The following is a 23,019-nucleotide window of genomic DNA, read 5'->3' as shown; positions in this document are numbered from 1 at the left end:
CTAACGTCGCCGTTCTGCCGGGTCCATTCTTGGTGTGAGGCTCGAATGAAGTCGAGCGAAAACAATGCCGTAAAACTGGAGACCAATTCATTCTCGATGAGAAGCAAATCCCCCATAAGCCCACCGCCTGCCGTCTTAATGGTCGAACCCGACTATCTGACCCAGAGTCTAAATAAAGTAAACGGTATCCTCAACCACCCATATCACGGCGATCTGTCCCCGTTTTTTCAATTGCGGCAAGAACTCATCCTGAGATAAATCTAGATCCAACGGATTATAACCCATAATGTGCAGTAATCAGGTGCAATTTTCGCAATCCAATAGTTCACTCACGTCTTTCCCTATTCTTAGTAGTGATGATGATCGAGGGGGTCCGAGATGCAGTACAGCGTCATCTTGCCCGTCTATAATGGCGTGTCCACGATCGCTGTTCAGCTGGACTCTCTTGCCCAACAGAACTGGACGGATGGTTGTGAAGTGCTTGTGGTGGACAACGGATGTACAGACCGATCGATGGACATCGTCGGTGAGTATGTGGACAAGCTTCCGAACCTGAGGATCGTCCAGGCCTTCGACGGCACGGGTCCGCGGCAAGGCGTCGATCACTCCTATCGCACCGGGTTCGCGGCGGCGCGTGGCGAGTGCCTTCTCCTCTGCGAGGCTGACGACGAGTTGGCGGACGACTGGTTTGCCGCCATGAGCGAAGCGCTCCGCCATCATGATTTCGTCGTGGCGGCTTTGGATCCCGTCCCTTTGAATCGACCCGACCTGGCGCGCGCGTTCACCGTTCAGCAAACAGGGCTGATGGTCGGAACCGGTCCGCTTTGGACTCTACCCTGGGGCTTCGGCTGCGCCATCGGTTTCCGCCGCGCCGTTTACGACGCGATCGGCGGCCCGGCGCACGACTGCGGTACGTCCTGGGATATCGACTACTGCTGGAGAGCGCAGCGCGCGGGCTTCCAACTCCACTTCGAGCCCAAGGCCAAGGTTCACTACCGGCTCCGCGACAGCGGCACGGCGCGCTACAACCAGGGCGTCGCCTGGGGCCGGAGCGAAGCATTGCTTCAAAAGAAGTACGGCCACCGGTCGCGGGTCCGCTATCTTGCCCGCGAGTCGCGCCGCTTCGCCGCCTGCCTCACCCGGGCGGCGCTGATCGTCATGGGACAGATAACCTACGAGGCCTGGCTCTTTGAATTCGGGCTCCATGTGGGGCGCCTGAGGGGCTTCACCCTGCTCTGACGGCCCGCGGGCGCGGCCCGGGGGGCGTGACCGCTCCCCGTGCCGCGTGGTGGGTAACCTCGCCGGCAAGCCGGCGCCGTCCGTCACTGCGGCAGCTTGTCGTCCACGCCCTTCACGTACCAGTTCATGCCGAGGAGATCGCCGTCCGGCGCCACGACGCCGGCGGCGTAGCGCTCCTTGCCGTCCTGGTCGAAGATCGGACCGGTGAAGGGGTGGAATTCACCAGAGGCGATCTTCGCTTCCGTTTCGGCGGCGGCCTTCGCCACGTCTTCCGGCACGTTGGTGTAGGGCGCCATCATCAGGCCCTTGTCGGCGAGACCGCCCCATTTGTTCTCCGGCTTCCAGGTGCCGTCCATCACCGCTTGCACGCGGCCGACGTAATAGGCCGACCAGTCGTCCACGATGGAGGTCATCTGGGCGTTCGGGGCGAACTTGATCATGTCCGACGCCTGACCGAAGCCCTTCAGGCCGCGCTCCTCGGCGATCTGCAGCGGCGCGGTGGAGTCCGTGTGCTGGACCATGATATCCGCGCCCTGGTCGAACAGCGCCTTGGCGGCGTCCGCCTCCTTGCCCGGGTCGAACCAGGAGTTCACCCAGACGATCTTCACCTTGAAGTCCGGGTTCACGCTCTGGGCGCCCAGCATGAAGGCGTTGATGCCCATCACCACTTCCGGGATCGGGAAGGACACGATGTAGCCCGCCATGCCGGCCTTCGACACCTTGGCGGCCATCTGGCCGATGATGTAGCGGCCCTCGTAGAAGCGCGAGTTGTAGATGCCCACGTTCTCGGCCGTCTTGAAGCCGGTGGCGTGCTCGAACTTCACGTCCGGGTACTTCTTAGCGACCTTGATGGTCGGGTCCATGAAGCCGAACGAAGTGGTGAAGATGATGTCGCAGCCGTCGCGGGCGAGACGCTCAATGGCGCGCTCCGCGTCCGGACCCTCGGAGACGTTCTCCAGATAGGCGGTCTCGACCTTGTCGCCGAACGCGGCCTCGATGGCGAGCCGGCCCTGGTCGTGCTGGTAGGACCAACCGAAGTCGCCGATCGGCCCCACGTAGATGAAGCAGGCCTTGGTCTTGTCCTGGGCGGAAGCGGCCGTGGCGCCGAGCGCGACGGCAAGCGCGGTGCCGGCGAGGAGGAGCAGTTTCTTCATGCGGTGTCTCCCTGGAAGGATCGAGTATGCGGCCGTCTGGAACATGCGGGCGGGCGCGGGCCGGTACGCGTCCGCCGATCGGTCGTCCGGTGCCGTCATCGGTCCGGAACGAAGGGGGTGCCGAGGCAGGCCGGCGTGTTGAAGCGGGTGGCGCGGCGGTTGCCGGAGATCAGCACCAGCACCACCACGGTGGCGAGATAAGGCAGCATGGAGAGGAACTGCGACGGCACCCCGAGCCCGAGCGGCTGGGCATGGAGCTGCAGGATGGTCACCGCGCCGAAGAGATAGGCGCCCACCACCAGCCGCCCCGGCCGCCAGGACGCGAACACGACGAGCGCCAGCGCGATCCAGCCGCGCCCGGCCGTCATGCTCTCCACCCAGAGCGGCGTGTAGGCGATGGACAGATACGCGCCGCCGAGCCCCGCGCAGGCGCCGCCGAACAGCACCGCCAGATAGCGCACCTTCACCACCGAATAGCCGAGCGCATGCGCCGAGCCGTGATTGTCGCCGACGGCGCGGAGCACCAGCCCCGCCCGGGTGCGGAACAGGAACCACGACACGCCCGCGACCAACGCGAACGAGAGGTAGACGAGCACGTCCTGCCCGAACAGGATGCGCCCCACCACCGGCAGGTCGGTCAGCCCCGGAATGAAGAGCGCCGGCAGCTTCAGACCCGGCGTGCCGACGAAACCCTCGCCGATGAGACCCGCGAGCCCGAGCCCGAACAAGGTGAGCGCCAGGCCCGACGCCACCTGGTTGGCGACGAGCGTCAGCGTCGCGAACCCGAACAGGAGGCTCACCGCCATGCCGGCGAGCGCGCCGGCGATGATGCCGGCGAACGGCGTGCCGAAGGTCAGCGTGCCGGCGAAGCCGCACACGGCGCCCATCACCATCATGCCTTCCACGCCGAGGTTGAGCACGCCGGAGCGCTCCACGACGAGTTCGCCGATGGCCGCCAGCAGGAGCGGCGTCGCGGCGGTGATCACGGTGAGGATGATGGCCTCAAGCACGGGCGGGCTCCTTCGGCGCGCGACCGACCAGCCGGACGCGGTAGAGGATGAGCGTGTCGCAGGCAAGCACGAAGAAGAGCAGCATGCCCTGCACCACCGTCGCCACCTTGGAGGACATCTGCATGGTGGTTTGGATCGCCTCGCCGCCGAGATAGGAGAGCGCGATGACGAGGCCTGCGATCAGGATGCCGACCGGGTTCAGCCGGCCGAGGAAGGCCACGATGATGGCCGTGAACCCGTAGCCCGGCGAGATCACCGGCTGCAGCTTGCCGATCTCCGACGCCACCGTCAGGATGCCCGCGATCCCGGCGAGCGCGCCCGATACCATGAAGGCGAACAGCGTCATCCGCCGCGCCGAGAAGCCCGCGAAGGCGCCCGCGCGCGGGCTCTGCCCGAGCACGCGGATCTCGAACCCCTTCAGCGTCCGCCCCAGCGTCACCGCCAGAACCGCCACCAGCACCAGCGCCACGAAGGCGGAAAGATTGAGGTAGAGCGGCCCGATCGGGATGGTGGACGGGATGGCGGCGTCGTTGAACGCGATGGTGATCGGGAAGTTGAAGCCTTTTGGATCGCGCCAGGGCCCGCGCACCAGCCAGTCGAGGAAGAGGCCGGAGGCGTAGACGAGCATCAGCGAGGTGAGGATCTCGTTGGTGCCGAACCGGGTCTTCAGGATGGCCGGCACCGCCGCGAACAGCGCCCCGCCAAGGGCGCCCATGAGCACCATCAGCGGCAGCGTCGCCGGCGAGGCGAACTCCGGCACCAGCACCGGCAGCATCGACCCGGTGATCGCCCCGACGGTCAGCTGGCCTTCCGCGCCGATGTTCCAGTTGTTGGAGAGGAAGCAGACCGCCAGCCCGAGCGCGATGATGACGAGCGGCGTCGCCTTGACGATCAACTGCTCGATCGACCACGACGACGTCAGCGGCTCCAGGAAGAAATAGTAGACGCCGGCTAGCGGATCCTTGCCCTGCAGCGCGAAGACGATGGCGGCGAAGATGACCGTGAGCCCGACCGCCAAAACCGGCGACCCCACCATCATGACCCGGCTCACCTCCGGTCGCTTGACGAGTTCTAGATGCATGGGCGGGGTTCCGGGTGGGGTTGAGCGGGTCGACGCAAGATTGGATGGGCTGCGCCGGCACCCCTCTCTCCCACTCTCTCCCACAAGGGGAGAGAGGGCCGGTTGGCGCCCTTGACGGCGGTCGTCGCGACCCGGCTGACGAGGGCCAGTCGGTGAGCGCCGGACCCTCCGCCAGAACCCTCTCTCCCCTTGTGGGAGAGAGTGGGAGAGAGGGGTGCCACCTCTACCACCGACGATCGAGTCGCTCCGGCAATCCCCATCACCGCTTCTCCGCCCCGCCGGCCATCAGCAGCCCGATCTCTTCCCGCGTCATCGCCTCCGCGGCCTTCGGCACGGAGAGGTGCCCGCGCGAGATCACCGCGATCCGGTCGGCGATCTCGAAGATCTCGTCGAGATCCTGGCTGATCACCAGCACCGCCGACCCGGAGCGGGCGAGGTCGATCAGCGCCTGGCGGATCACCGCCGCGGCGCCCGCGTCGACGCCCCAGGTGGGCTGGGCCACCACCAGTACGCCGGGGGTTCGGTCCACCTCGCGGCCGACCACGAACTTCTGCAGGTTGCCGCCGGACAGCGCCCGCGCCTCCGGGTCCGCCGGCCCCTTGCGCACGTCGAACCGCTTCGTCACCGCCTCCACGATCCGCCCGGCGAGGCCGAAGCGGGTGAAGCCGCCGCTGGCGATGCCCTCTCCTGTGCCGTGGCGGGTCAGCACCACGTTCTCCGACAGCTTCAGCGCCGGCACCGCCCCATGGCCCAGGCGCTCCTCCGGCACGAAGGCCGCGCCGAGCCGCCGCCGCTCGTTGACGCCCTGGTGGCCGACCGGCCGGCCGTCGATCACCACCGCGCCGTCGCGCCCGGTCCGCTCGCCGGAGACCGCGTCGAAAAGCTCGCTCTGCCCGTTGCCCGCCACCCCGGCGATGGCCACGATCTCGCCCGCCCGCACCTCCAGGTCGATGGCCCGGAGCGGCACGCCGAAGGCACCCAGCGCCGGCATGTCGAGGCCCGCGAGCGTGAGACGCGGCGCGCCGGGCACGCCCTTCGTCCGCGTCACCGCGTCCACCTCGTTGCCCACCATCAGCCGGGCGAGTGTGCCGACCGTCTCCGTGGTCGGGTCCGTCTCGGCCACCACCTTGGCCCGGCGCATGATGGTCGCGTGGTGGCAGATCGCCCTCACCTCCTCCAGCCGGTGCGAGATGTAGAGGATGGCGCAGCCTTCCGAGGCGAGCCGCTTCAACGTCTCGAACAGCTGGTCCGCCTCCTGCGGCGTCAGCACCGAGGTCGGCTCGTCCATGATGACGAGCTGCGGGTTCTGCAACAGGCAGCGCACGATCTCCACCCGCTGCCGCTCGCCGACCGACAGGTCGGCGATCCGCGACGTCGGGTCGAGCGGCAGGCCGTAGTCGCGCGAGACCCTGGCGATGGTCGCCGAAAGCCCCCGCCGGTCGGCGTCCTTCGGCAGGGCGAGGGCGATGTTCTCCGCCACCGTCAGCGCCTCGAACAGCGAGAAGTGCTGGAACACCATGCCGATGCCGAGCGCGCGCGCCTCCGCCGGCGAGCCGATCACCACCGGCTGGCCCTTCCAGAGGATCTCGCCCTCGTTCGGCTGCAGCGCGCCGTAGAGGATCTTCACCAGCGTCGACTTGCCGGCGCCGTTCTCGCCGAGAAGCGCGTGGATCTCCCCCGGCATCACCTTCAGGCTCACGTCGTCGTTGGCCGTGTTGGCGCCGAAGCGCTTCACGATATGGCGAGCCTCCAAGAGCGGCACGCCCCCCGTGTCGCGCGGTCGGGCCTCACCACGCGGCCGCGCGGATCCTGTCGTCTCGGGCGTGCTCGTCGCCGTCATCTGTCCCCGTCCACCTGTCGTCGCCCCGCCCGCCCCGTCACGGCACCAGCCGGATCAGCGCCGCGTCGGTCGGGCGTCGGGCCCGCGCGGCTTCGTCCTCGATCAGAAGTTCGGCCGCCACCGCCGTCGCGATCAGCGCCGGCTCCTTGGAGGTGATGCCCGCCACCCCGATCGGGCAGCGGAAGGCCTTTGCCGTCGTGCCGTCATGGCCGAGCGCGTGGAGCCGGCTCTCGAACCGGGCGCGCTTCGTCGCGCTGCCGATGAGGCCGAGATAGCGGTGCCGGCCGGCGACAAGCGCCGCGTGCACGATGGCAAGGTCCACCCCGTGGTCGTGCGTCATCACCAGCGCGAAGGCGCCCTCTTCCATGGCGGCGGCCACCGTCTCGGGCCGGTCCGTCGCCACCGTCTCCACCGTGCGCGGCACGGCGGCCGGGAACATGTCGGCCCGCTCGTCCACCCAGGTCACCCGGAAAGGCAGCGGCGCCAGCGCCAGCACCACCGCGCGCCCCACATGCCCGGCGCCGAACAGATACACCGCCCGCGGCCGCGCCCCGAACACCTCCGTCAGGGTCCCGTCGTCGGCGAGCGCCGCCGTCGGCGCACCGGGACCGTGGCCGACGATCGTGCGCCGGATCCCCTCCCCTTCGGCGAAGCGCGCCGTGGTTGCCATGCCGCCCGCCGCCTCGCCGACGGCGAGCGCCGCGATCTCGTCCCGCCGCGCCGCCGTGATGGCCTCGATGGCGAGCGTCACGTGCCCGCCGCAGCACTGGCCGAGCGCCGGCCCGAGCGCGAAGCGGCGGAGCGTCGCCGTATCCCGGCCCGCCTCGGCCAGCGCCCGTGCCGCCGCGATCGCCTCCAGCTCCAGCCGCCCGCCACCGACCGTGCCCGAGATGGCGCCCGCGGCCGTCACCACCATGCGCGCCCCCGCCTCGCGCGGCGTCGACCCGCGCGCGCCCACCACCGTGACGAGCGCCACGGCCGGCTCGCCGGCGAGGATCCGTTCAAGGGTTGCGAAGACGGCGGACAAGGAACGCACTCGCTTTCTCGGCTGGTAGGATCGTCTCCGACCTCGAAGCCGTGTCAAACCTCCGCCCGGCGCATGGCCGTGACGGCGCGCATGATGGCCTCCGGCGTCGCCGGCGCGTCGAGCGGCGGGATCACCCCCGGCTTCAGGCTCGCCACCGCGTCGAACACGGCGGAGAACACCGAGGCGGCCAGCATCAGCGGCGGCTCGCCCACCGCCTTCGACCGGAAGATGGTGATCTCCCGGTTGCCGGGGCTGTCGTAGAGCGCCACGTTGAAGGCGTCCGGCACGTCGGAGGCGCACGGGATCTTGTAGGTGGAGGGCGCGTGGGTGCGCAGCCGCCCCTTGTCGTCCCACCACAATTCCTCGGTGGTCACCCACCCCATCCCCTGCACGAACCCACCCTCGATCTGGCCGATGTCGATGGCCGGATTCAGCGACTTGCCCACGTCGTGCAGGATGTCGACCCGGTCCACCTTCATCTCGCCCGTCATGGTGTCGATCGTCACCTCCGAGCAGGCCGCCCCGTAGGCGAAGTAGAGGAAGGGCCGGCCCTCCGCGCGGTCGCGGTTCCAGGTGATCTTCGGCGTCTTGTAGTAGCCGGCCGACGAAAGCTGGATGCGGGCGATGAAGGCCTTCTTGACCACCTCGGTGAACGGTACCGAGCCGTTGCCGATGATCACCTGACCGTCCCGGAAGGCGATCTGGTCCTCCGGCGTCCCGAACTCGTTGGCGACGAAGGCGACGAGCCGCGCCTTGATCTGCCGGCAGGCGATCTGCGCCGCCATGCCGTTGATGTCGGTGCCGGACGAGGCCGCCGTCGGCGCCGTGTTGGGCACCTTGCCGGTCGTGGTGGCGGTGATCTTCACCCGGTCGAGGGTCAGCCCGAACTCCTCGGCCACCACCTGGGCGACCTTGGTGTTCAGCCCCTGCCCCATCTCGGTGCCGCCGTGGTTGAGGTGCACCGACCCGTCCGTATAGACGTGAACGAGCGCCCCCGCCTGATTGAGGTGGACGAGCGTGAAGGAGATGCCGAACTTCAGCGGCGTGAAGGCGAGGCCCTTCTTCAGGATCCGGTTGCGGCTGTTGAAGGCCTTCACCTCCGCCCGCCGCGCCGCGTAGTCGGACGTCCGCTCCAACTCGGCGATGATCTCGGGAAGAACGTTGTCCTCCACCTTCATGCCGTAGGGCGTCACGTCCCGGTCGGGCCCGTAGATGTTGCGCTTGCGCACCTCCAGCGGGTCGAGCCCGGTCTCCACCGCGATGGCGTCCATCATGCGTTCCGCCGCCAGCACCCCTTGCGGGCCGCCGAAGCCCCGGAAGGCGGTGTTGGAGACCGTGTTGGTCTTCAGTCGCTGGGAGAGGATGCGCACCGCCGGGTAGAAGTAGGCGTTGTCCGCGTGGAACATGGTCCGGTCGTTGACGCCGAGCGACAGGTCGGCCGAGTAGCCGCAGCGGGCGTAGAAATCCATCCGCGTCGCCGTCACCCGCCCGTCCGCGTCGTAGCCGACGGCGAACTCCGCCACGTCGTCGTGGCGCTTGCCGGTCATCACCATGTCGTCGTCGCGATCGAGCCGGAGCTTGCACGGCCGGCGCGTCTTGGCCGCCGCCAGCGCCGCGATCACCGCCCACTGGCTCGCCTGGCTCTCCTTGCCGCCGAAACCGCCGCCCATGCGCCGCACCTCGGCCGTCACCGCCGCGTCCGGAACGGCGAGCGCCTTCGCCACCAGGTGCTGCACCTCCGTCGGGTGCTGGGTGGACGAATGGACGTGCATGTCCCCGTCCTCACCCGGCAGCGCGAAGGCGATCTGGCCCTCCAGGTAGAAGTGCTCCTGGCCGCCGATCACCATCCGCCCGTCCAGGCGCTTCGGACTGTCGGCGAGCACCGCCTCCACGTCGCCGCGGCCGAAGCGGTATTCGGGCAGCACGTGGATGTCCGCGGCCCGCGCGTCCGCCACCGTGATGGCGGGCGTCTCCGTCACCACCTCGAAGCGGGCGAGCGTCGCCGCGCGCCGGGCCGCGTCGCGCGTGGTCGCCACCACGGCGAACACCACCTGCCCCCAGAACTCCACCACGCCTTCGGAGAAGATCGGGTCGCCGCCGATCGACGGCGAGCAGTCGTTGACGCCCGGCACGTCGGCGGCGGTCAGCACCGTCACCACGCCCGGAAAGGCGCGCACCGGGTCGAGGTCGACGGCGGTGAACCGGCCCCTGGCGATCTGCCGGCAGAAGCCCGGCGCCACGTGCAGCGTGCCTTCCGGCTCGCGCATGTCGTCGATGTAGATCGCCTGCCCGGTGACGTGCTTCACCGCGCTGTCGTGGCGCACCGGCTGGCGGACAACGGAGAACACGCCCTCCTGGCTGTCGTCGCGCAGGCCGTCCGGATCGCTCTCAAGCGCCGACATGGGCACCCTCCTGCCGCGCTTCGCGCTGGCCGATGACACGGGTGCGCGTGGTCGGCGCCCCGGCTGTTTCAAGAAGCGCCTTGCCGAGCAGCGCCCGGGCCGTCTCCAGCCGGTAGTGCGCGCTCGCCCGCATGTCGGTGAGCGGCTGGAAGTCCTCCGCGAAGGCCTCCATGGCCGGGCTCCACGCCGCCGCCGAGCCGGGCGCCACGCCGATGAGCCGGGCCTCCACGGCCGCCGCCCGCTTGGGCGTGCCCGCGAGCCCGCCGAAGGCGATGCGCGCCTCGGTGATCACCCCGTCGGCGAGCGTGAACAGGAAGGCGCCCATCACGGCGCTGATGTCCTGGTCGAACCGCTTGCTGATCTTGTAGGCCCGGAACACCTGGCCGGCCTTCAGCTTCGGCACCAGCACGCCGGCCACGAACTCGCCCGGCTGCCGGTCCTGCCGGCCGTAGGCGATGAAGAAGTCCTCCAGCGGCACCGCCCGGTTGGCCTTGGCCGAGACGAGCTCCAGCGTCGCCCCGAGGGCGATCAGCATGGGCGGCGTGTCGCCGATCGGCGAGCCGTTGGCGATGTTGCCGCCGATCGTGCCCGACGCCCGCACCTGCCGCGAGCCGATCCGCCGCACCACCGCGCCGATGTCCGGGTCGATGCCCGCAAGCGCGTCCGTCGCCGCCTCGTAGGTAGCCGTCGCGCCGATGATGACCGCTGGCCCCACGTCCTCGATCCGGTCCAGCCCGTCGACCCGGCCGAGGTGGATGACCTTCTCCACCGGCCGGAACTGCTTGGTGATCCAGAGCCCCACGTCCGTCGCGCCGGCCACCAGCGTGGCGTCCGGATGGCGTTCGTAGAGCGCGGCGAGCGCCTCCACCGAGCGCGGCGCCGCGAAGAAGCGCTGATCCGTCCCGACGAACACGTCCTCCGCGTCGGCCAGGAACTGCAGCACCCCGCCGGTCGCCTCGGCTGAGCGGGTGAACATGTCGTCCGGCGGCGCGGACAGCGCCGTCCGCGCCGCCTCCACGATCGGCCGGTAGCCGGTGCAGCGGCAAAGGTTGCCGGAGAGCCACTCGTCGATCACCGCGCGCGGCGGCGGCGTAGCGCGGCCGGCGTCCTGGTAGAGCGCGAACAGGCTCATCACGATGCCCGGCGTGCAGAAGCCGCACTGCGATCCATGGTGGTCCACCATGGCCTGCTGCACCGGATGGAGCCCGCCGGACCCGGCGATGTCCTCCACCGTGACGATCTCCTTTCCGTCGAGTTGGCCGACGAAGAGGATGCAGGCGTTCACCGGCCGGTAGACGACCTTGCCGTCCTCGTGGGTGCCGACGGCCACGGTGCAGGCGCCGCAGTCGCCCTCGTTGCAGCCTTCCTTGGTGCCGCAGGCGCGCTCGGTGAGGCGCAGATGATCGAGCAGGGTTTCGGTCGGGCCGAAGCTCTTCAATTCGACGACCCGGCCCTGGCGGATGAAACGGACGCTGTCGCGCATCGGTCAGCTCCCCCGGTAGGTGCTGTAGCCGTAGGGCGACAGGAGCAAGGGCACGTGATAGTGGCGCCCCGGATCCGCGATGCCGAAACGGATCGGGATCACGTCGAGGAAGGCCGGCTCCGGCAGGGCATGGCCGGCCGCGCGCAGGTAGGATCCCGCCTCGAAGCGCAGCTCGTAGGTCCCGACCGTCATCGCGTCCCCGTCCAGGATGGGCGCGTCCACCCGGCCGTCGTCGTTGGTCACCACCGTCTTGATCGGCGTCGCGTCGCCGTCCGGGCCGATCCGCACCAGCCGGGCGGTCAGGCCGGCGGCGGGCAGGCCCGATGCCGTGTCGAGTACATGCGTCGTCAGTCGGCCCAAACTCACCTCCTCGACAAACGGCGCGGAAGCCCTCCAACGCCGCGCGCGCCGCTTTTCTCACCCTGCCGAAAAAACGATCTCACGCAAGGGGCCATCCGCGAAAGCACGGAATCAACATCTTCCAACCAGAGATGGTCTGCAAGGCCGCGACACTTCTTCCCCCCGATCGGCCCGCGCCTGCGCCCCCTCACGGCAGCAGCAGCGTCGCGCCCCGGGTGCCCCGTCCGGCAAGCGCCTGGTGGCATGCCACCACGTCGTCGAGCGCGAAGGTCTGGCCGATCTCCGGCCGCACCACGCCCGCCGCGACCTTGTCGAAGAGGTCCGCCGCCGCGGCCAGCAGCTCCTCGCGCTTGGCCACATAGTGGAACAGCGTCGGCCGGGTCGCGAACAGCGAGCCCTTGCGCGACAGCGTCAGCATGTCGAACGGCGGCACCGGGCCGGAGGCGTTGCCGAACGAGACGAACATCCCGCGCATCTTCAGGCAGTCCAGCGAGCCCGGGAAGGTATCCTTGCCCACGCTGTCATAGACCACGTCGGCCTTGGCGCCCTCGGTCAGTTCCGCCACCCGCGCCACGAAGTCCTCGGTGCTGTAGTTGATCACGTGGGTATAGCCCGCCGCCTTGGCGATCTCGGCCTTGTCGTCGGACCCCACGGTGGCGATCGACGTGCAGCCGATCGCGTTCAGCCACTGGCCGGCGATCAGGCCGACGCCGCCGGCGCCCGCGTGGAAGAGCACGGTGTGTTCGGGCTGCACCGGAAACGTCCGCGTCAGCAGGAACTGCGCCGTCAGCCCCTTCAGGAGCACCGCCGCCGCGGTGCGGTCGTCCACCCCGTCCGGCACCGGCACCAGCCGGTCCGCCGCCATCATCCGCTTTTCCGCATAGGCGCCGACCGATCCCGCGTAGGCCACCCGGTCGCCGGGCTTCACGGTGGTCACGCCCTCCCCCACCGCCTCCACCACGCCGGCCGCCTCGGCACCCGGAATGAAGGGCAGGTCCGTCGGGTAGAGGCCGGCCCGGAAATAGGTGTCGATGAAGTTCACCCCGATCGCCGTGTGGCGCACCAGGGCCTCGCCGGGTCCGGGCGACGGCACGTCGATGTCGACGAGCTGCAGCACCTCGGGGCCCCCGGTCTCGGTGACGCGAACGGCTTTCATGGCATTCTCCACGGATCGCGAGTCGATCCGCGGACGCTAAAGCATTCGCCGGCCAAGGTGAAAGCCTTCTCGACGCGGCCGCGATCCGGCAGCCCGCCGTCAGGCCGCCTCCGGGCAGGCCTTCAGCGTTTGCGGCGTCCGCACCGCCCGGGAATGGCCCGCGAGGAAGCCGGTCATCACCACGGCGGGCAACAGCGCCAGGAAGGCGGTGCCGAGGCCCGCCACCTCGGCGAGGAAGCCGATCAGCGGCGGTGCCGTCAACAGCGCCGCCATCACGGCCAGCGACAGGCCCGCCATGTTGGAGGCCGCACTCGCCCCGCTGCGGTCGGCGACGGCGCTCACCGCCAGCGGGAACACCAGCGACACCCCGGCCCCGAGCACGACCAGCGCCGCGCAGGCGAGCGGCACCGTCGGCGCCAGCACGAAGCCGACGAGCCCGATGCCCGCCGCCACGGCGCACGCGCGGACGATCACCGGCGCCTCGAACCGCTCGCGGATCGCGTCGCCGGAGAAGCGTCCCGCCGCCATGGCGACCGCGAAGCACGCGTAGCCGACGCCCGCGGCGAGCGGTGAGGCGCCGAGATCCTGGCGCAGGAACAGCGTGCCCCAGTCGTAGAAGGCCCCCTCGGCCAGCGTCACGCCGATCGCCATCAGGCAGGCGCCGAGCACCGCCCGGCCCGGCAGCGCGAACACCGGTCCCGGCTCGCCCGCGTCCCCGGCCGTCGGCGGCGGCCGGAAGACCACCGGCGGAAGCACCCACATCAGGCCCACGGTCGCCAGCACGGCCACCGCCGCCACCGCCGGAAAGTGCGCCCCGTAGCCGATGCCGAACTGCCCGGCGGCGCCCGCTACCAGCGCGCCCGCCATGATGCCGAGGCTCCAGAACCCGTGGCAGCGCGCCATCACCTTGCGGCCGTCCGCCTTCTCGGACCGGTCGGCGGCGGCGTTCTGCGCCACCTCCATCCCGGCGTTGGTGACACCTGCGATGAAGATCGCCACCGTCAGAAGAATGCCGTTCGGCGCGAGCGCGATCGGCAGCAGCGCCAGCGACAGGCCGATGCCGGAGGCGATGAACACCGCCGCCGGCGAGGTCCGGTCGATCCAGCGCCCGACGAAGGGGAGCACCGCCAGCGTGCCGATCGGCCCGGCCGTGAGCGCAAGGCCCATCTCGGCCTTGGAAAGGCCAAGCGTCTCCATCACATCCGGCACGCGGGTGAGCCAACTGCCGAGGAGGAAGGCGTTGAGGAAGAAGGCAGCACCGATCCGAATGAACAAAGGCACGGGACGTCCCCGAGTGAGAAGGAATAAGCCGGCCGCGGATCGCCGGCATGGGTGGCGCCCGGCGCCCCGTTCCGGGCCAGCCGGCACCGCCGAACGCGCCGGCACCGAACACCGTTCCGATGACGTGACGACGACGGGCCGGCAAGGAGCCGCCCGACAGGCCGCAGCGCCTCGCCCTGAAGCCGCGCCGATCGGTGGCAATGCGGACGCCGATCGAACCCCAGGCAATTAAGCAACCGCTTAAAAGCCGGACGCCGCCCGCGAAGTCAAGCCGGCCTGCGACGGTGCGCTGTCTCGACGCCGACACGGACGCGAGCTAGTCCTTCACCCATGGGCGATCGGCCGGAAGCGCCGGGGGCTTCCGATCGGCCGTCCCCAGGGTTTTTCCCTGCCCGTCCACCGGTCATCCCCAGCCTTTTCCCGCGGGTTTTCCCCGTCCCGACCGCCCGTTCGCGGCGCGCTTGACCACCGCCCACCCACGCCCCATCCCCAGACCTTGCACCGTTCGTCCACAGCCAAGCCGACGCCTCCGCCCGACACTGCCGTCCTTTCGTGCCGTCCTTTGAGGAGCCACCCTTGAAGTCTCTCGAGATCTTTATCGAACGCGTGATTCTCGCCAGCCGCTTCGTTCTCGTCGTCTTCTATGTCGGCCTGGGACTCGCCCTGGCGGTCTACGCGGTCTCCTTCCTCAAGAAGCTCTGGAAGGTCGCCGCCAACGTCTTCACCCTCAGCGACGCGGAGATGATTCTCGCCATGCTGGCGTTGATCGACGCCGCGCTGGTGGCGAGCCTCCTCGTCATGGTGATGATCTCGTCCTACGAGAACTTCGTCAGCCGGTTCGACAACGACGAGGCCGACATCTCCTTCCTCGGCAAGCTCGACAGCGGCAGCCTGAAGATCAAGGTGGCCTCCTCCATCGTGGCGATCTCGTCCATCCACCTGCTCCAGGTCTTCCTCAACGCGGACAAGTACCAGAACGACCGGATCATGTGGCTGACCATCCTGCACATGGCCTTCGTCGTCTCGGCGGTTCTTCTCGGCATCCTGGAAAAGCTGATGGCGAAGCCGAAACTCTGAGCGTGCTGCGCGCCCCACCGCGCCCGCCCTCCCCTTGTTGCGGAACCGTTCGCGCTTGCGTATAGGAAGGGCCGTCCGCGGGCGAGCCGACCCCTCGCCCACCCGCCGGCCACCACCGGCACCGCCCATCAAGGGCAAGCGGCAGGGGAGCGCGTAGCTCAGTCGGTAGAGCACGTGACTTTTAATCATGGGGTCCTGGGTTCGAGTCCCAGCGCGCTCACCAAAACTCTCTCACTCCAGAATCCCCACCCCGGATCCGCCCGATCGAGGTCCTGGATCAGTGCGAAAGGCGCAGCATCTCGCTGCGGATCGATTCGGCGATCTCGGTGTAGATGGTGCCGATGTAGTCCGTGGCGGTCAGGGTCTTCGATGCGGTGTACTGGTGGGCGGCGGACGTTGCGCATGTCCGCATGTTCTCCAGATCCGCGTCCCCGTCATAGGACACGGTGAAGACCAGGATCCCGGCGGACTTCATGGCCGTGCACACGGTCTGCAGATGCGTGTTGGCGACGCTGTTGCAGCTGGATGTCTTGTTGAACTCGCACAGCCAGTCGAGTTTGCCGCTGCTGCTGCCGTGTTGAACGTTCATCTGCCCGTCCGTCATGAACACCACGATCTTCTGGACCTTGGAGCCGTAGTCGAGCGGCGCGGTGGCGTCGGCGAACACACCGCGCCACTTGGGCGACAGCGTGTACCACCCGGCGGTCATGCCGGCGTCGAGGCGGGTGGAGCCCTGCGAGGTGAGCGCCGCAACGGCCGTCCGAAGCGCCGCGAAATCGGACGAGAGCGACACGATCGGCGGCGGGCAGAAGCTCTTGCTGGACTCCGCGTTGTGGTCCATCGCCCAGAAGGGGGCAGTCGCTGGCGGAGAATCCGTCAGGCCGTGGGTGCCGATTTTTCCCGTCGTATGGATCTCCACGTCCGAGCGCGGTTCGATACAGCCCATCCAGTAGTAGTTCTTGCCGTTGTACATGGTCGGCGTCTGGCCATCGACCCACAGGATCTTCTTGAAGCTAGAGGAGTAGTGCGCCGTCGGGTTCGTCCAGCGGTCGGGCACGGCCGAGGCGCCCGTCGGCGCGGTCAGCCAGCTTGTCCGCGTCATGCCGATGCTGACGCGGCTCGAGAACGGCACGATGGCGATCTTCGTCCGCTTGTTGAGGGTCTGGTCGGACTGGAACACCTTGAGGAACTCGTCGACCGCCTTCACCATCGGATCGAAGCGGTTGTTTTCGATCATCGAGGACGAGACGTCGAGAACGAGCGAGATCTCCACGTTCTGGTTGGTGGCGATGATGGCGCACGACTGCGCGCCCACGTCCACCGTGTCGATGGACACCATCCCGAGGAAAGCCGTCGGTGCGGAATCCTCAAGCGTTATGCAGATCTCGGCGCCGGCGCCATCCACAGACGGATCGTCGACAAGGGTGGGCGCGACGGTCTTGCCGTCGTTCGCCGCCATGAAGGTCTCAACGGCCGCGCGCAAGCCGTCTTCAGAACCGGTCTTCATGTAGACCCGGGCCGCCGCCAGCACGGCCCCATCCGAAACGTCCTGCAATTGCCGCTGCACGCGCCCGGCGTAGGCGTAGTCGACGGAGACGCCTACCGCCGTGAGGAGTGGCACCAGCATGATCGCGAAGGCGACCACGACCACGCCCTGCCGGTCCCGGCAAAAATTGTATGCTATGCTCATGTCGGCCTGTCATCAATTAACAGTCAGACTTATTCAACATGAGAAGCATTAATTTTTTCACTTCGGTAAGGACCACCAGAAGAAGGCGTGAATAGGCATTACCGTTACTTATGGACAAGGCGCGAGATCATGATCGTAAAAGCGCGCCGTCCAGCGCCTCGTCACCCCGCCGTCGGCCCGGGGATCTCCTCGCAGACCACCGTGAACCCGGCCAGCGTGTTCGGTCCGAACGTGGTGGTGATCGCCACGTCCACCGCGTCGCGGCCCATCGCCATCAGCACGCGGCCGATGCGCGGCACGTTGTTGCGCGGGTCGAAGGTGTGCCAGCGGCCGCCGAGGTAGACCTCCATCCAGCCGGCGAAGTCCATCGGGCCATAGGGCGGCGGCACGCCGATGTCGCCGAGATAGCCGGTGCAGTAGCGGGCGGGGATGTTGAGCGCGCGGCAGAAGGCGACGGCCAGGTGCGCATAGTCCCGGCAGACGCCCTTGCCCTCGTTGTAGGCCTCGAACGCGGTCTTGGTGGCGCGGGCGTGCTCGTAGCCGAAGGTGATGTGGTTGTGCACGAAGTCGCACACCGCCTGCACCCGTGCCCAGCCGGGTTCCGTGGTGCCGAACAGCGACCAGGCGGTTTCCGACAGAAGCTCGGTCTCGCAGAAGCGGCTCGCCAACAGGAACACCAGCACGTCGCCGGGCAGTTCCTCCAGCGTGTGCTGGCGCGCGTCCCGCACCACCGGATCCGGCGCGCCGCTGTCGCGCACCACGCCGCTGCCGCGGATGGTGGTGCGGCCGGCCGGCGCCGTGATGCGGCTGCACCAGTTGCCGAAGCCGTCCCGGTAGGCGGTGATCGGCACCTGCCGGTCGGTGGTCACGTGGTCCGGCACGACGATGTCGCTGGCGCGGCTGTAGTGCACGTTCAGCACCAGCAGCATGGGCGTCGGCTGCGGGCAGTCGTAGGCGATCTCGTATCCGACTTTGATGTGCATGAGACGTTCCTTCGTCCTTAAGGCCGAGACATGCGGTGCAAAGCGGACAGATGCGGTCTGGACGCTCGTCACGGAATCCTGTCGGTCCATGGGGTCATGTTGGCTTCATAGCATCTCGCCCCCGAAGCCGACTGATTTTCTTCGATCAGTTTTCGGTCGTCGGTTGCGGCTGCCCGCCGGTCTCCTCGTCGGTGATGTCGCTCACCCCGGAGAGGTTGAGGGCCGTGGCCGCCACGATCATGACGACGACGAGAAGGCTGCTGACGAGGAGAGGGGTGACGCGAACGCGGCGGGCCATGGTGCGGTGCTCCGTGGGGACGGCTTCGGAAATGCCCCGCCCCCCGGTCCCGTTCCCTCCAGCCTCCCGCCCGATCAGCAATCCGCGTCCCGGAACGCGTCGCCCATCGCCGGCCGGATGTCGCGCCGGGCGAACAGCGTCCGCGCACCGAGGCCGGCAAGGTCCACCGTCACCGGCGTGTAGAGCGCGCGGAACCGCTCCGTCCCGACGATCCCGCGCGTCACGGCGTCCTCGAACGGGCTGATCGGACAGGAGAGCTGCACCAGCCCCGGCGCGTGCGCCAGGAAGGTGTCGGCGTCGAAGCTGGCGTGGCTCTTCAGGCCCGTCTTGTCCGGGTTCTTGTGCGCCATCTCGGTCCAGTTGAGGCCGAGGAGGTCGAGGCGCGGCCCCGGATACGAAAGCGCGATGCCGCCCGCCGCCAGAACGCCGAGCGCGGGCCGCTCCAGCGTCGCCGGCAGCGCGGCGGCGAGCGCCGCCCCGTAGGTCACCTGGCTTTGCCGGAGGGAGAACTCGCGGTGGATGGTCGGGCCGGCGTCCCCCTTCAGCACATCGTAGCGGAACTGGAGGAGCGGCCCCACGGTCGTCAGCCCGGCGATGCCGGCGAGCCCGATCGCGAGCCCGACCGGCCCGATCGCCGGCCTCACGGCCGGGTAGGCGAGCGCCGCAAGCCGGGCGCCCGTCACCGCCAGCGCCAGCATCAGGGCCGGCGCGATCGGCACCAGGAAGCGCTGGTTGTTGAAGTGGTCCCCGCCGGAAAGGACCACGATGGCGAGAAAACCGAGGAGAACCGCCGGCAGCACGGCCCCGCGGATCATCGCCGTCCCGTCCGCCCACCGCCGTGCCGCCTCGCGCGCATCGCCGCGGTGCCGGGAGCCGCGGGCGCGGAACGCGACGAGAAAGGGCAGCAGCGCCGCCGCGGCCAGCGCCGGCAGGAAAAGCCGTTCCGCCACAAGGCTGTTGATCAGGTACTTCACGCCGTCCGCGAGCGTCGCCGCCATGTTGGCCGACGTCTTGGCGTAATAGGTGTTCGGCAGCGGATAGCCGAACGTCGCCAGCCGCCAGGCCACCAGCAGCGCGAACACCCCCAGCACCAGCCCGAGCGTCCCGGCCGTAAACACCACCGCCTTCCGCTGCCCACCCGGCCGCAGCGCCAGCACCAGCCCGGTGAGCGCCGCCATCCCGGCGGCAAGCGCGACCCCGTCGGGACGGGTGACCACCGCGAGCGCAAGCATGCCGGCGAGCCAGCCGAGGCTGCGGTCCGTCGCCTCCTCGTCCAGCGCTATCCTGAGGCTGAGGTGGACGGCGAGCGCCACCACCAGCGCCCATAGCGTCACATCCATCAGCGACCAGACCATCCACAGCCAGAACGGCGCCAGGCCGGCCATCAGCATCAGGAAACCCGTCACCGTGGCGGTCGCCGACGCCCCCGTCGCCGCGGCGACGCCCCGGGCGGTGCGCAGCCACACGAGCGCGGTCGCGGCGGCGATCACGGCGCTCAGCCCGTGCAGCACCGGCACCGGATCGGCGAACAGCCCGAAGACGGCGGCGTTGAGAACCGTCCAGGCCAGAGACGTCGACCCTTCCACCCACTCGCCGCCGGGGTTGTAGACGTAGCCATGCCCGGCCGCGATGTTGCGGGCATAGACCTGCGTGATCGCCGCATCGTCGATGCCGCCGACCAGCAGCGACCCCATCAGCCCGTAGGCGATCGCGGCGCCGACGAGCGTCAGCACGATGGCGGCAAAGCCGTCGACCAGCCATGGATCGGCGGAAAGGCGGCGCGTCCCGCGCGCGGAAACGGTCGTCATCGAATAAGGCCTTCAGGTCGAACGGAAGCCGGGAACGCGGCGGCTTGTATCGCGCCGACGAGAACGCGCGCGGCGCGTGCGGCTTGCGGGAGCGTGCGCCCAAAAGGCGAATCGCCGGTCCCGCACCGCACTTGAAACGGTGAGCACATCGAAACGACGGAATGCTAACCCTTCGCTCACCCCGCCGGCAATCGGCAAGGCGCGCGTGCTGCACGGCAGCACGCTGTTGTGGTAGAGCGGGCGCACCGGCGCGAAGGCACCGGGCGACCAGCCGATGTCGCCCCTGCCCTCTCACCGGGTCGCTTCACGAGGAAGCCCCATGTCCGCATCCCCCCGCGTCTCCGTCGCGCTCGCCACCTACAACGGCGAACGCTACCTGGAGGCGCAGCTGCAAAGCCTCGCCGAACAGACCGTCCCGCCTCTCGAATTGGTGGTCGGCGACGACGGCTCCACCGACGGCACGGCCGAGATCCTCAGCCGCTTCGCCGCCCGGGCGCCCTTCCCGGTGCACCGGCTGCCGGCCGGCCGGCGGCTCGGCTACCGGGTGAATTTCCTGCGCACCGCCGCCGCCTGCGCGGGCGATCTCGTCGCCTTCTGCGACCAGGACGACGTCTGGTTGCCACGCAAGCTCCAGGTCTCCGCGGAGGCCTTCGCGGATCCCCACGTCCTTGCCGCAGCCCACAACGTCTTCCTCATGGCCGCCGACGGCACCCGCATGGGTCGCCTCAAGCCGGCCTTCGCCGACCGCACCGTCAGCGAGCACGACCTGCCGCCCTTCAGCTTCTTCCCCGGCTTCACGATGACCATCCGCCGGGACCTGCTCGCCTTCGAGCGCTTCTGGGCGATGAGCGACGACACCTTCAACGTCGGCGAGCGTCTCGGCCACGACACGTGGTTCTTCTTCCTCGCCGGCGCCCTCGGCCGCATCCGGCTGATCGGCGAGGAGGTGGCGCTCTACCGCCAGCATCCGGCCAACGTCTCCGGTCAGAAGGCGGACCGCTCGGCCGCCGGCGATCTCGCGGCAAAGCTCGCCGACCGCACCGGCGAGTACCGCCGCCGCGTGGAGCTCGCCGCCAACCGCGCCGCGATCCTCACGGGCCTTCTGGAGGCGTTCGCCGCCCCGGATCCCGAGACCGCCCGCTTTCTGAAAGCCCATCCGGTGCGTTCAGACGACGTTCGCAGTTTGCGGGATAAGTACCTGATCCTGATGGAGCGTTCGCGCCGCCGGGCCACCCTCTACGCGGACCGCTCGACATTCGGCTGGCTGCCCGGCCTGACGCGGAGCGTGCTTGCCGGCGACTACGGTGTCGGCGACCCGTGGCGGCCGAGCCCGCTCGGCCTTGCCCGCGACGTTGTCGGCGCGCTCGCGGGCGTGGCCCGGCGCACGCCCGCGGCCTGAGCCGAGGCGGCTGAGGGCCCCGGCCCTCTTGCGCTTGACAAACCCGGTGGTGATCTGACGTCTTTGAACCTGTTCCGGTTTTGATCTAGCGGAGAGGCGGGCTTGATGGGGCGGATCGGATGGGTCGCGCTGATCGGAGCGGGGCTGGCCTACGAGCCGACCCGCGCCTTCGCCGTGCTCGGCGCCGGGTTCGCGTCCGTCTGGGCGACGTCCGTCGTCATCCGCACGGCCGTCGCCGTCGACCGCGCCCTCTGCGATGCCCGCGACGCCATCGAGGACGCTGTCGCCGCGCATCTGGAAACGCTCGCCCGCCGCCGCCTCAACCTCGTCACCCGCGACCACTACGGCGTCCTCACCGATGGCGGCTGGGACAAGGAGATCGACCACTTCCTCGACAATGTGGTCGGCCCCACCCTCGGCCCGGAGGCGCGCCGCCAACTCAACGGGCGGCCCCGCGCGTCGGGCCATTGGCGCCGCCTGATCGAGGAGCCGGTGCTCGCCCGCGCCCGGATCATCGATCGTCAGCTCAGCCTCACCGAGGACCTCTCCCCGCAGGAGTTCGAGCGCTGGTGCGAGCGCCGCCTCGCCAAGGCTGGCTGGCACACCACCGCGACGGGCGCTGCCGGCGACCAGGGCGCCGACGTGCTCGCCGAGAAGGACGGCGTCGTGGCGGTGCTCCAGTGCAAGCTCTACGGCCAGCCGGTCGGCAACAAGGCGGTGCAGGAGGCCTTTTCGGCCCAGCGCCATTACCGGGCGGACGTGGCGGCCGTCGTCACCAACGCCGCCTACACGCCGTCGGCCCGCGCCCTCGCTGCCTCCACCGGCGTCCTCCTCCTCCACCAGTCCGACCTTGCCCGGTTCGATGCTCTCGCGGGCCTTCAGACCGCCTGAGCGCATCGGGTCACCGCGCTGCCCGCCCAGCCCATGAAAAAAGGGCCGGCGGCAAAGCCGTCGGCCCTCAAGTTGGCGCTTTGTCAGCCGCCAGGAGACCTCGATTACTCTTCGCGCTGGCCGAGCAGCGACAGGAGCATCTGGAAGAGGTTGATGAAGTTCAGGTAGAGCGACAGCGCGCCGAACACGGCGAGCTTCTGGTTGCTCTCCTCGCCGAAGCTCTCGGCGTACTGGGCCTTGATGTTCTGCGTGTCGTAGGCGGTGAGGCCGGTGAACACGATCACGCCGATCACCGACACGGCGAACTGCAGCGCGTCGGAGGCGAGGAAGATGTTCACGAGGCTGGCGATGATGATGCCGATCAGGCCCATCATCAGGAGCGAGCCGAACTGCGACAGGTCGCGCTTGGTGGTGTAGCCCCAGAGCGCGGTGGCGCCGAACATGGCGGCTGTGATGAAGAACACCCGCACGATGCTCTGCCCGGTGAAGACCAGGAAGATCGACGCCATCGAGAGGCCCATGACGGCGCAGAAGGCCCAGAACAGCATCTGCGCGGTCGCCGCCGAGATGGCGTGGATGCGGAACGAGAAGAAGAACACGAAGGCGAGCGGCGCCAGCATCACCACCCACTTCAGCGGGGTGGAGAAGATCGGCACGTAGAGCGCCGGCGTGGTGCCGACCACGAAGGCCACGATGCCGGTGATCACCAGGCCGAGGCCCATGTAGTTGAACACGCGCAGCATATGCTGGCGCAGGCCCTCGTCGAAGGCGGCGCTGTCGATGCCCGCGTGTGTGCGATAGATCGGGGTGGCCATCAGGTATCCTCAGGTTACGGTGGTT

Annotated in this window: 19 protein-coding genes and 1 tRNA gene; 5 read left to right on the top strand and 15 right to left on the bottom strand. The window is 69.0% G+C overall.

The annotated features are described in order from the left end of the window. Window positions 1-378 precede the first annotated feature (378 nt). On the top strand, window positions 379-1,239 hold the full coding sequence (locus BUQ68_RS10990) for a glycosyltransferase family 2 protein (RefSeq protein ID WP_075215996.1): 861 nt from the start codon (window positions 379-381) through the stop codon (window positions 1,237-1,239). Between the two features lie 83 nt (window positions 1,240-1,322). Here the strand turns inward: BUQ68_RS10990 and BUQ68_RS10985 are convergent, their stop codons facing one another. The 10 genes from BUQ68_RS10985 to BUQ68_RS10940 all read right to left on the bottom strand — a co-directional run bounded on the left by BUQ68_RS10985 (window position 1,323) and on the right by BUQ68_RS10940 (window position 14,033). After that, complete coding sequence (locus BUQ68_RS10985) at window positions 1,323-2,393, bottom strand: BMP family ABC transporter substrate-binding protein (protein ID WP_075215995.1); 1,071 nt, start codon at window positions 2,391-2,393, stop codon at window positions 1,323-1,325. Between the two features lie 95 nt (window positions 2,394-2,488). Next, window positions 2,489-3,403 (bottom strand): ABC transporter permease, encoded by a 915-nt coding sequence (locus BUQ68_RS10980; protein ID WP_075215994.1) that lies wholly within the window; start codon window positions 3,401-3,403, stop codon window positions 2,489-2,491. Continuing rightward, the gene (locus tag BUQ68_RS10975) at window positions 3,396-4,484 is read right to left on the bottom strand and encodes an ABC transporter permease (RefSeq protein ID WP_075215993.1); all 1,089 of its coding nucleotides are present in this window, start codon (window positions 4,482-4,484) and stop codon (window positions 3,396-3,398) included. The genes BUQ68_RS10980 and BUQ68_RS10975 overlap by 8 nt, the downstream gene beginning before the upstream one ends. Before the next feature lie 259 nt (window positions 4,485-4,743). Further along, on the bottom strand, window positions 4,744-6,324 hold the full coding sequence (locus BUQ68_RS10970; protein ID WP_083656485.1) for an ABC transporter ATP-binding protein: 1,581 nt from the start codon (window positions 6,322-6,324) through the stop codon (window positions 4,744-4,746). A gap of 37 nt (window positions 6,325-6,361) precedes the next feature. Beyond that, window positions 6,362-7,360 (bottom strand): xanthine dehydrogenase accessory protein XdhC, encoded by a 999-nt coding sequence (gene xdhC / locus BUQ68_RS10965; protein ID WP_245293219.1) that lies wholly within the window; start codon window positions 7,358-7,360, stop codon window positions 6,362-6,364. A 44-nt stretch (window positions 7,361-7,404) separates the two neighbouring features. Then, window positions 7,405-9,753 (bottom strand): xanthine dehydrogenase molybdopterin binding subunit, encoded by a 2,349-nt coding sequence (gene xdhB / locus BUQ68_RS10960; RefSeq protein WP_083656484.1) that lies wholly within the window; start codon window positions 9,751-9,753, stop codon window positions 7,405-7,407. After that, a complete protein-coding gene (xdhA, locus tag BUQ68_RS10955) occupies window positions 9,740-11,236 on the bottom strand; it encodes a xanthine dehydrogenase small subunit (RefSeq protein ID WP_075215990.1) in 1,497 nt (498 codons plus the stop codon). The genes xdhB and xdhA overlap by 14 nt, the downstream gene beginning before the upstream one ends. A gap of 3 nt (window positions 11,237-11,239) precedes the next feature. Beyond that, complete coding sequence (uraH, locus tag BUQ68_RS10950; RefSeq protein ID WP_075215989.1) at window positions 11,240-11,596, bottom strand: hydroxyisourate hydrolase; 357 nt, start codon at window positions 11,594-11,596, stop codon at window positions 11,240-11,242. 187 nt (window positions 11,597-11,783) lie between these two features. After that, a complete protein-coding gene (locus tag BUQ68_RS10945) occupies window positions 11,784-12,752 on the bottom strand; it encodes a quinone oxidoreductase family protein (protein WP_075215988.1) in 969 nt (322 codons plus the stop codon). A 99-nt stretch (window positions 12,753-12,851) separates the two neighbouring features. Then, complete coding sequence (locus BUQ68_RS10940) at window positions 12,852-14,033, bottom strand: MFS transporter (protein ID WP_175577786.1); 1,182 nt, start codon at window positions 14,031-14,033, stop codon at window positions 12,852-12,854. A 576-nt stretch (window positions 14,034-14,609) separates the two neighbouring features. On the opposite strand from BUQ68_RS10940, the gene BUQ68_RS10935 reads away from it, so the two are divergent. Together BUQ68_RS10935 and BUQ68_RS10930 are read left to right on the top strand one after the other, a co-directional pair. Next, window positions 14,610-15,110 carry a TIGR00645 family protein gene (locus tag BUQ68_RS10935; protein ID WP_075215986.1) on the top strand — a complete coding sequence of 167 codons (501 nt, stop codon included), beginning with the start codon at window positions 14,610-14,612 and terminating at the stop codon, window positions 15,108-15,110. Between the two features lie 147 nt (window positions 15,111-15,257). After that, a tRNA-Lys gene (locus BUQ68_RS10930) sits at window positions 15,258-15,333 on the top strand. 54 nt (window positions 15,334-15,387) lie between these two features. Here the strand turns inward: BUQ68_RS10930 and BUQ68_RS10925 are convergent. The 4 genes from BUQ68_RS10925 to BUQ68_RS10915 all read right to left on the bottom strand — a co-directional run bounded on the left by BUQ68_RS10925 (window position 15,388) and on the right by BUQ68_RS10915 (window position 19,889). Then, window positions 15,388-16,800: a TadE/TadG family type IV pilus assembly protein gene (locus tag BUQ68_RS10925; RefSeq protein WP_075215985.1), complete on the bottom strand. Its 1,413-nt coding sequence runs from the start codon at window positions 16,798-16,800 to the stop codon at window positions 15,388-15,390. 161 nt (window positions 16,801-16,961) lie between these two features. Then, on the bottom strand, window positions 16,962-17,783 hold the full coding sequence (locus tag BUQ68_RS10920) for a transglutaminase-like domain-containing protein (RefSeq protein ID WP_075215984.1): 822 nt from the start codon (window positions 17,781-17,783) through the stop codon (window positions 16,962-16,964). 145 nt (window positions 17,784-17,928) lie between these two features. Continuing rightward, on the bottom strand, window positions 17,929-18,081 hold the full coding sequence (locus tag BUQ68_RS23695; protein ID WP_175577785.1) for a hypothetical protein: 153 nt from the start codon (window positions 18,079-18,081) through the stop codon (window positions 17,929-17,931). Window positions 18,082-18,155: 74 nt separating this feature from the next. Next, window positions 18,156-19,889: a hypothetical protein gene (locus BUQ68_RS10915; protein ID WP_075215983.1), complete on the bottom strand. Its 1,734-nt coding sequence runs from the start codon at window positions 19,887-19,889 to the stop codon at window positions 18,156-18,158. Window positions 19,890-20,208: 319 nt separating this feature from the next. Here BUQ68_RS10915 and BUQ68_RS10910 point away from each other — a divergent pair, with 319 nt between their 5' ends. Both BUQ68_RS10910 and BUQ68_RS10905 read left to right on the top strand, forming a co-directional pair. After that, on the top strand, window positions 20,209-21,288 hold the full coding sequence (locus BUQ68_RS10910; protein WP_075215982.1) for a glycosyltransferase: 1,080 nt from the start codon (window positions 20,209-20,211) through the stop codon (window positions 21,286-21,288). Window positions 21,289-21,393: 105 nt separating this feature from the next. Then, the gene (locus BUQ68_RS10905; protein ID WP_075215981.1) at window positions 21,394-22,179 is read left to right on the top strand and encodes a restriction endonuclease; all 786 of its coding nucleotides are present in this window, start codon (window positions 21,394-21,396) and stop codon (window positions 22,177-22,179) included. 104 nt (window positions 22,180-22,283) lie between these two features. Here the strand turns inward: BUQ68_RS10905 and BUQ68_RS10900 are convergent, their stop codons facing one another. Then, a complete protein-coding gene (locus BUQ68_RS10900) occupies window positions 22,284-22,994 on the bottom strand; it encodes a Bax inhibitor-1/YccA family protein (protein WP_075215980.1) in 711 nt (236 codons plus the stop codon). Window positions 22,995-23,019: the final 25 nt, after the last annotated feature.

Origin of the sequence: Mongoliimonas terrestris, from assembly GCF_001927285.1 — a bacterium.
GTDB lineage: Bacteria > Pseudomonadota > Alphaproteobacteria > Rhizobiales > Pleomorphomonadaceae > Chthonobacter > Chthonobacter terrestris.
Note: the sequence above shows the minus strand (reverse complement) of the source record. Positions and strands in the feature narration are given on the sequence as shown.

What these genes read in the sequence shown, in the direction of transcription:
- BUQ68_RS10990 (WP_075215996.1), top strand. Translation starts at nt 379, where the DNA reads ATGCAGTACAGCGTCATCTTGCCCGTCTATAATGGCGTGTCCACGATC.
- BUQ68_RS10985 (WP_075215995.1), bottom strand. Translation starts at nt 2,393, where the DNA reads ATGAAGAAACTGCTCCTCCTCGCCGGCACCGCGCTTGCCGTCGCGCTC.
- BUQ68_RS10975 (WP_075215993.1), bottom strand. Translation starts at nt 4,484, where the DNA reads ATGCATCTAGAACTCGTCAAGCGACCGGAGGTGAGCCGGGTCATGATG.
- BUQ68_RS10970 (WP_083656485.1), bottom strand. Translation starts at nt 6,324, where the DNA reads ATGACGGCGACGAGCACGCCCGAGACGACAGGATCCGCGCGGCCGCGT.
- xdhB (WP_083656484.1), bottom strand. Translation starts at nt 9,753, where the DNA reads ATGTCGGCGCTTGAGAGCGATCCGGACGGCCTGCGCGACGACAGCCAG.
- xdhA (WP_075215990.1), bottom strand. Translation starts at nt 11,236, where the DNA reads ATGCGCGACAGCGTCCGTTTCATCCGCCAGGGCCGGGTCGTCGAATTG.
- BUQ68_RS10945 (WP_075215988.1), bottom strand. Translation starts at nt 12,752, where the DNA reads ATGAAAGCCGTTCGCGTCACCGAGACCGGGGGCCCCGAGGTGCTGCAG.
- BUQ68_RS10925 (WP_075215985.1), bottom strand. Translation starts at nt 16,800, where the DNA reads ATGAGCATAGCATACAATTTTTGCCGGGACCGGCAGGGCGTGGTCGTG.
- BUQ68_RS10920 (WP_075215984.1), bottom strand. Translation starts at nt 17,783, where the DNA reads ATGCACATCAAAGTCGGATACGAGATCGCCTACGACTGCCCGCAGCCG.
- BUQ68_RS23695 (WP_175577785.1), bottom strand. Translation starts at nt 18,081, where the DNA reads ATGGCCCGCCGCGTTCGCGTCACCCCTCTCCTCGTCAGCAGCCTTCTC.
- BUQ68_RS10915 (WP_075215983.1), bottom strand. Translation starts at nt 19,889, where the DNA reads ATGACGACCGTTTCCGCGCGCGGGACGCGCCGCCTTTCCGCCGATCCA.
- BUQ68_RS10910 (WP_075215982.1), top strand. Translation starts at nt 20,209, where the DNA reads ATGTCCGCATCCCCCCGCGTCTCCGTCGCGCTCGCCACCTACAACGGC.
- BUQ68_RS10905 (WP_075215981.1), top strand. Translation starts at nt 21,394, where the DNA reads ATGGGGCGGATCGGATGGGTCGCGCTGATCGGAGCGGGGCTGGCCTAC.
- BUQ68_RS10900 (WP_075215980.1), bottom strand. Translation starts at nt 22,994, where the DNA reads ATGGCCACCCCGATCTATCGCACACACGCGGGCATCGACAGCGCCGCC.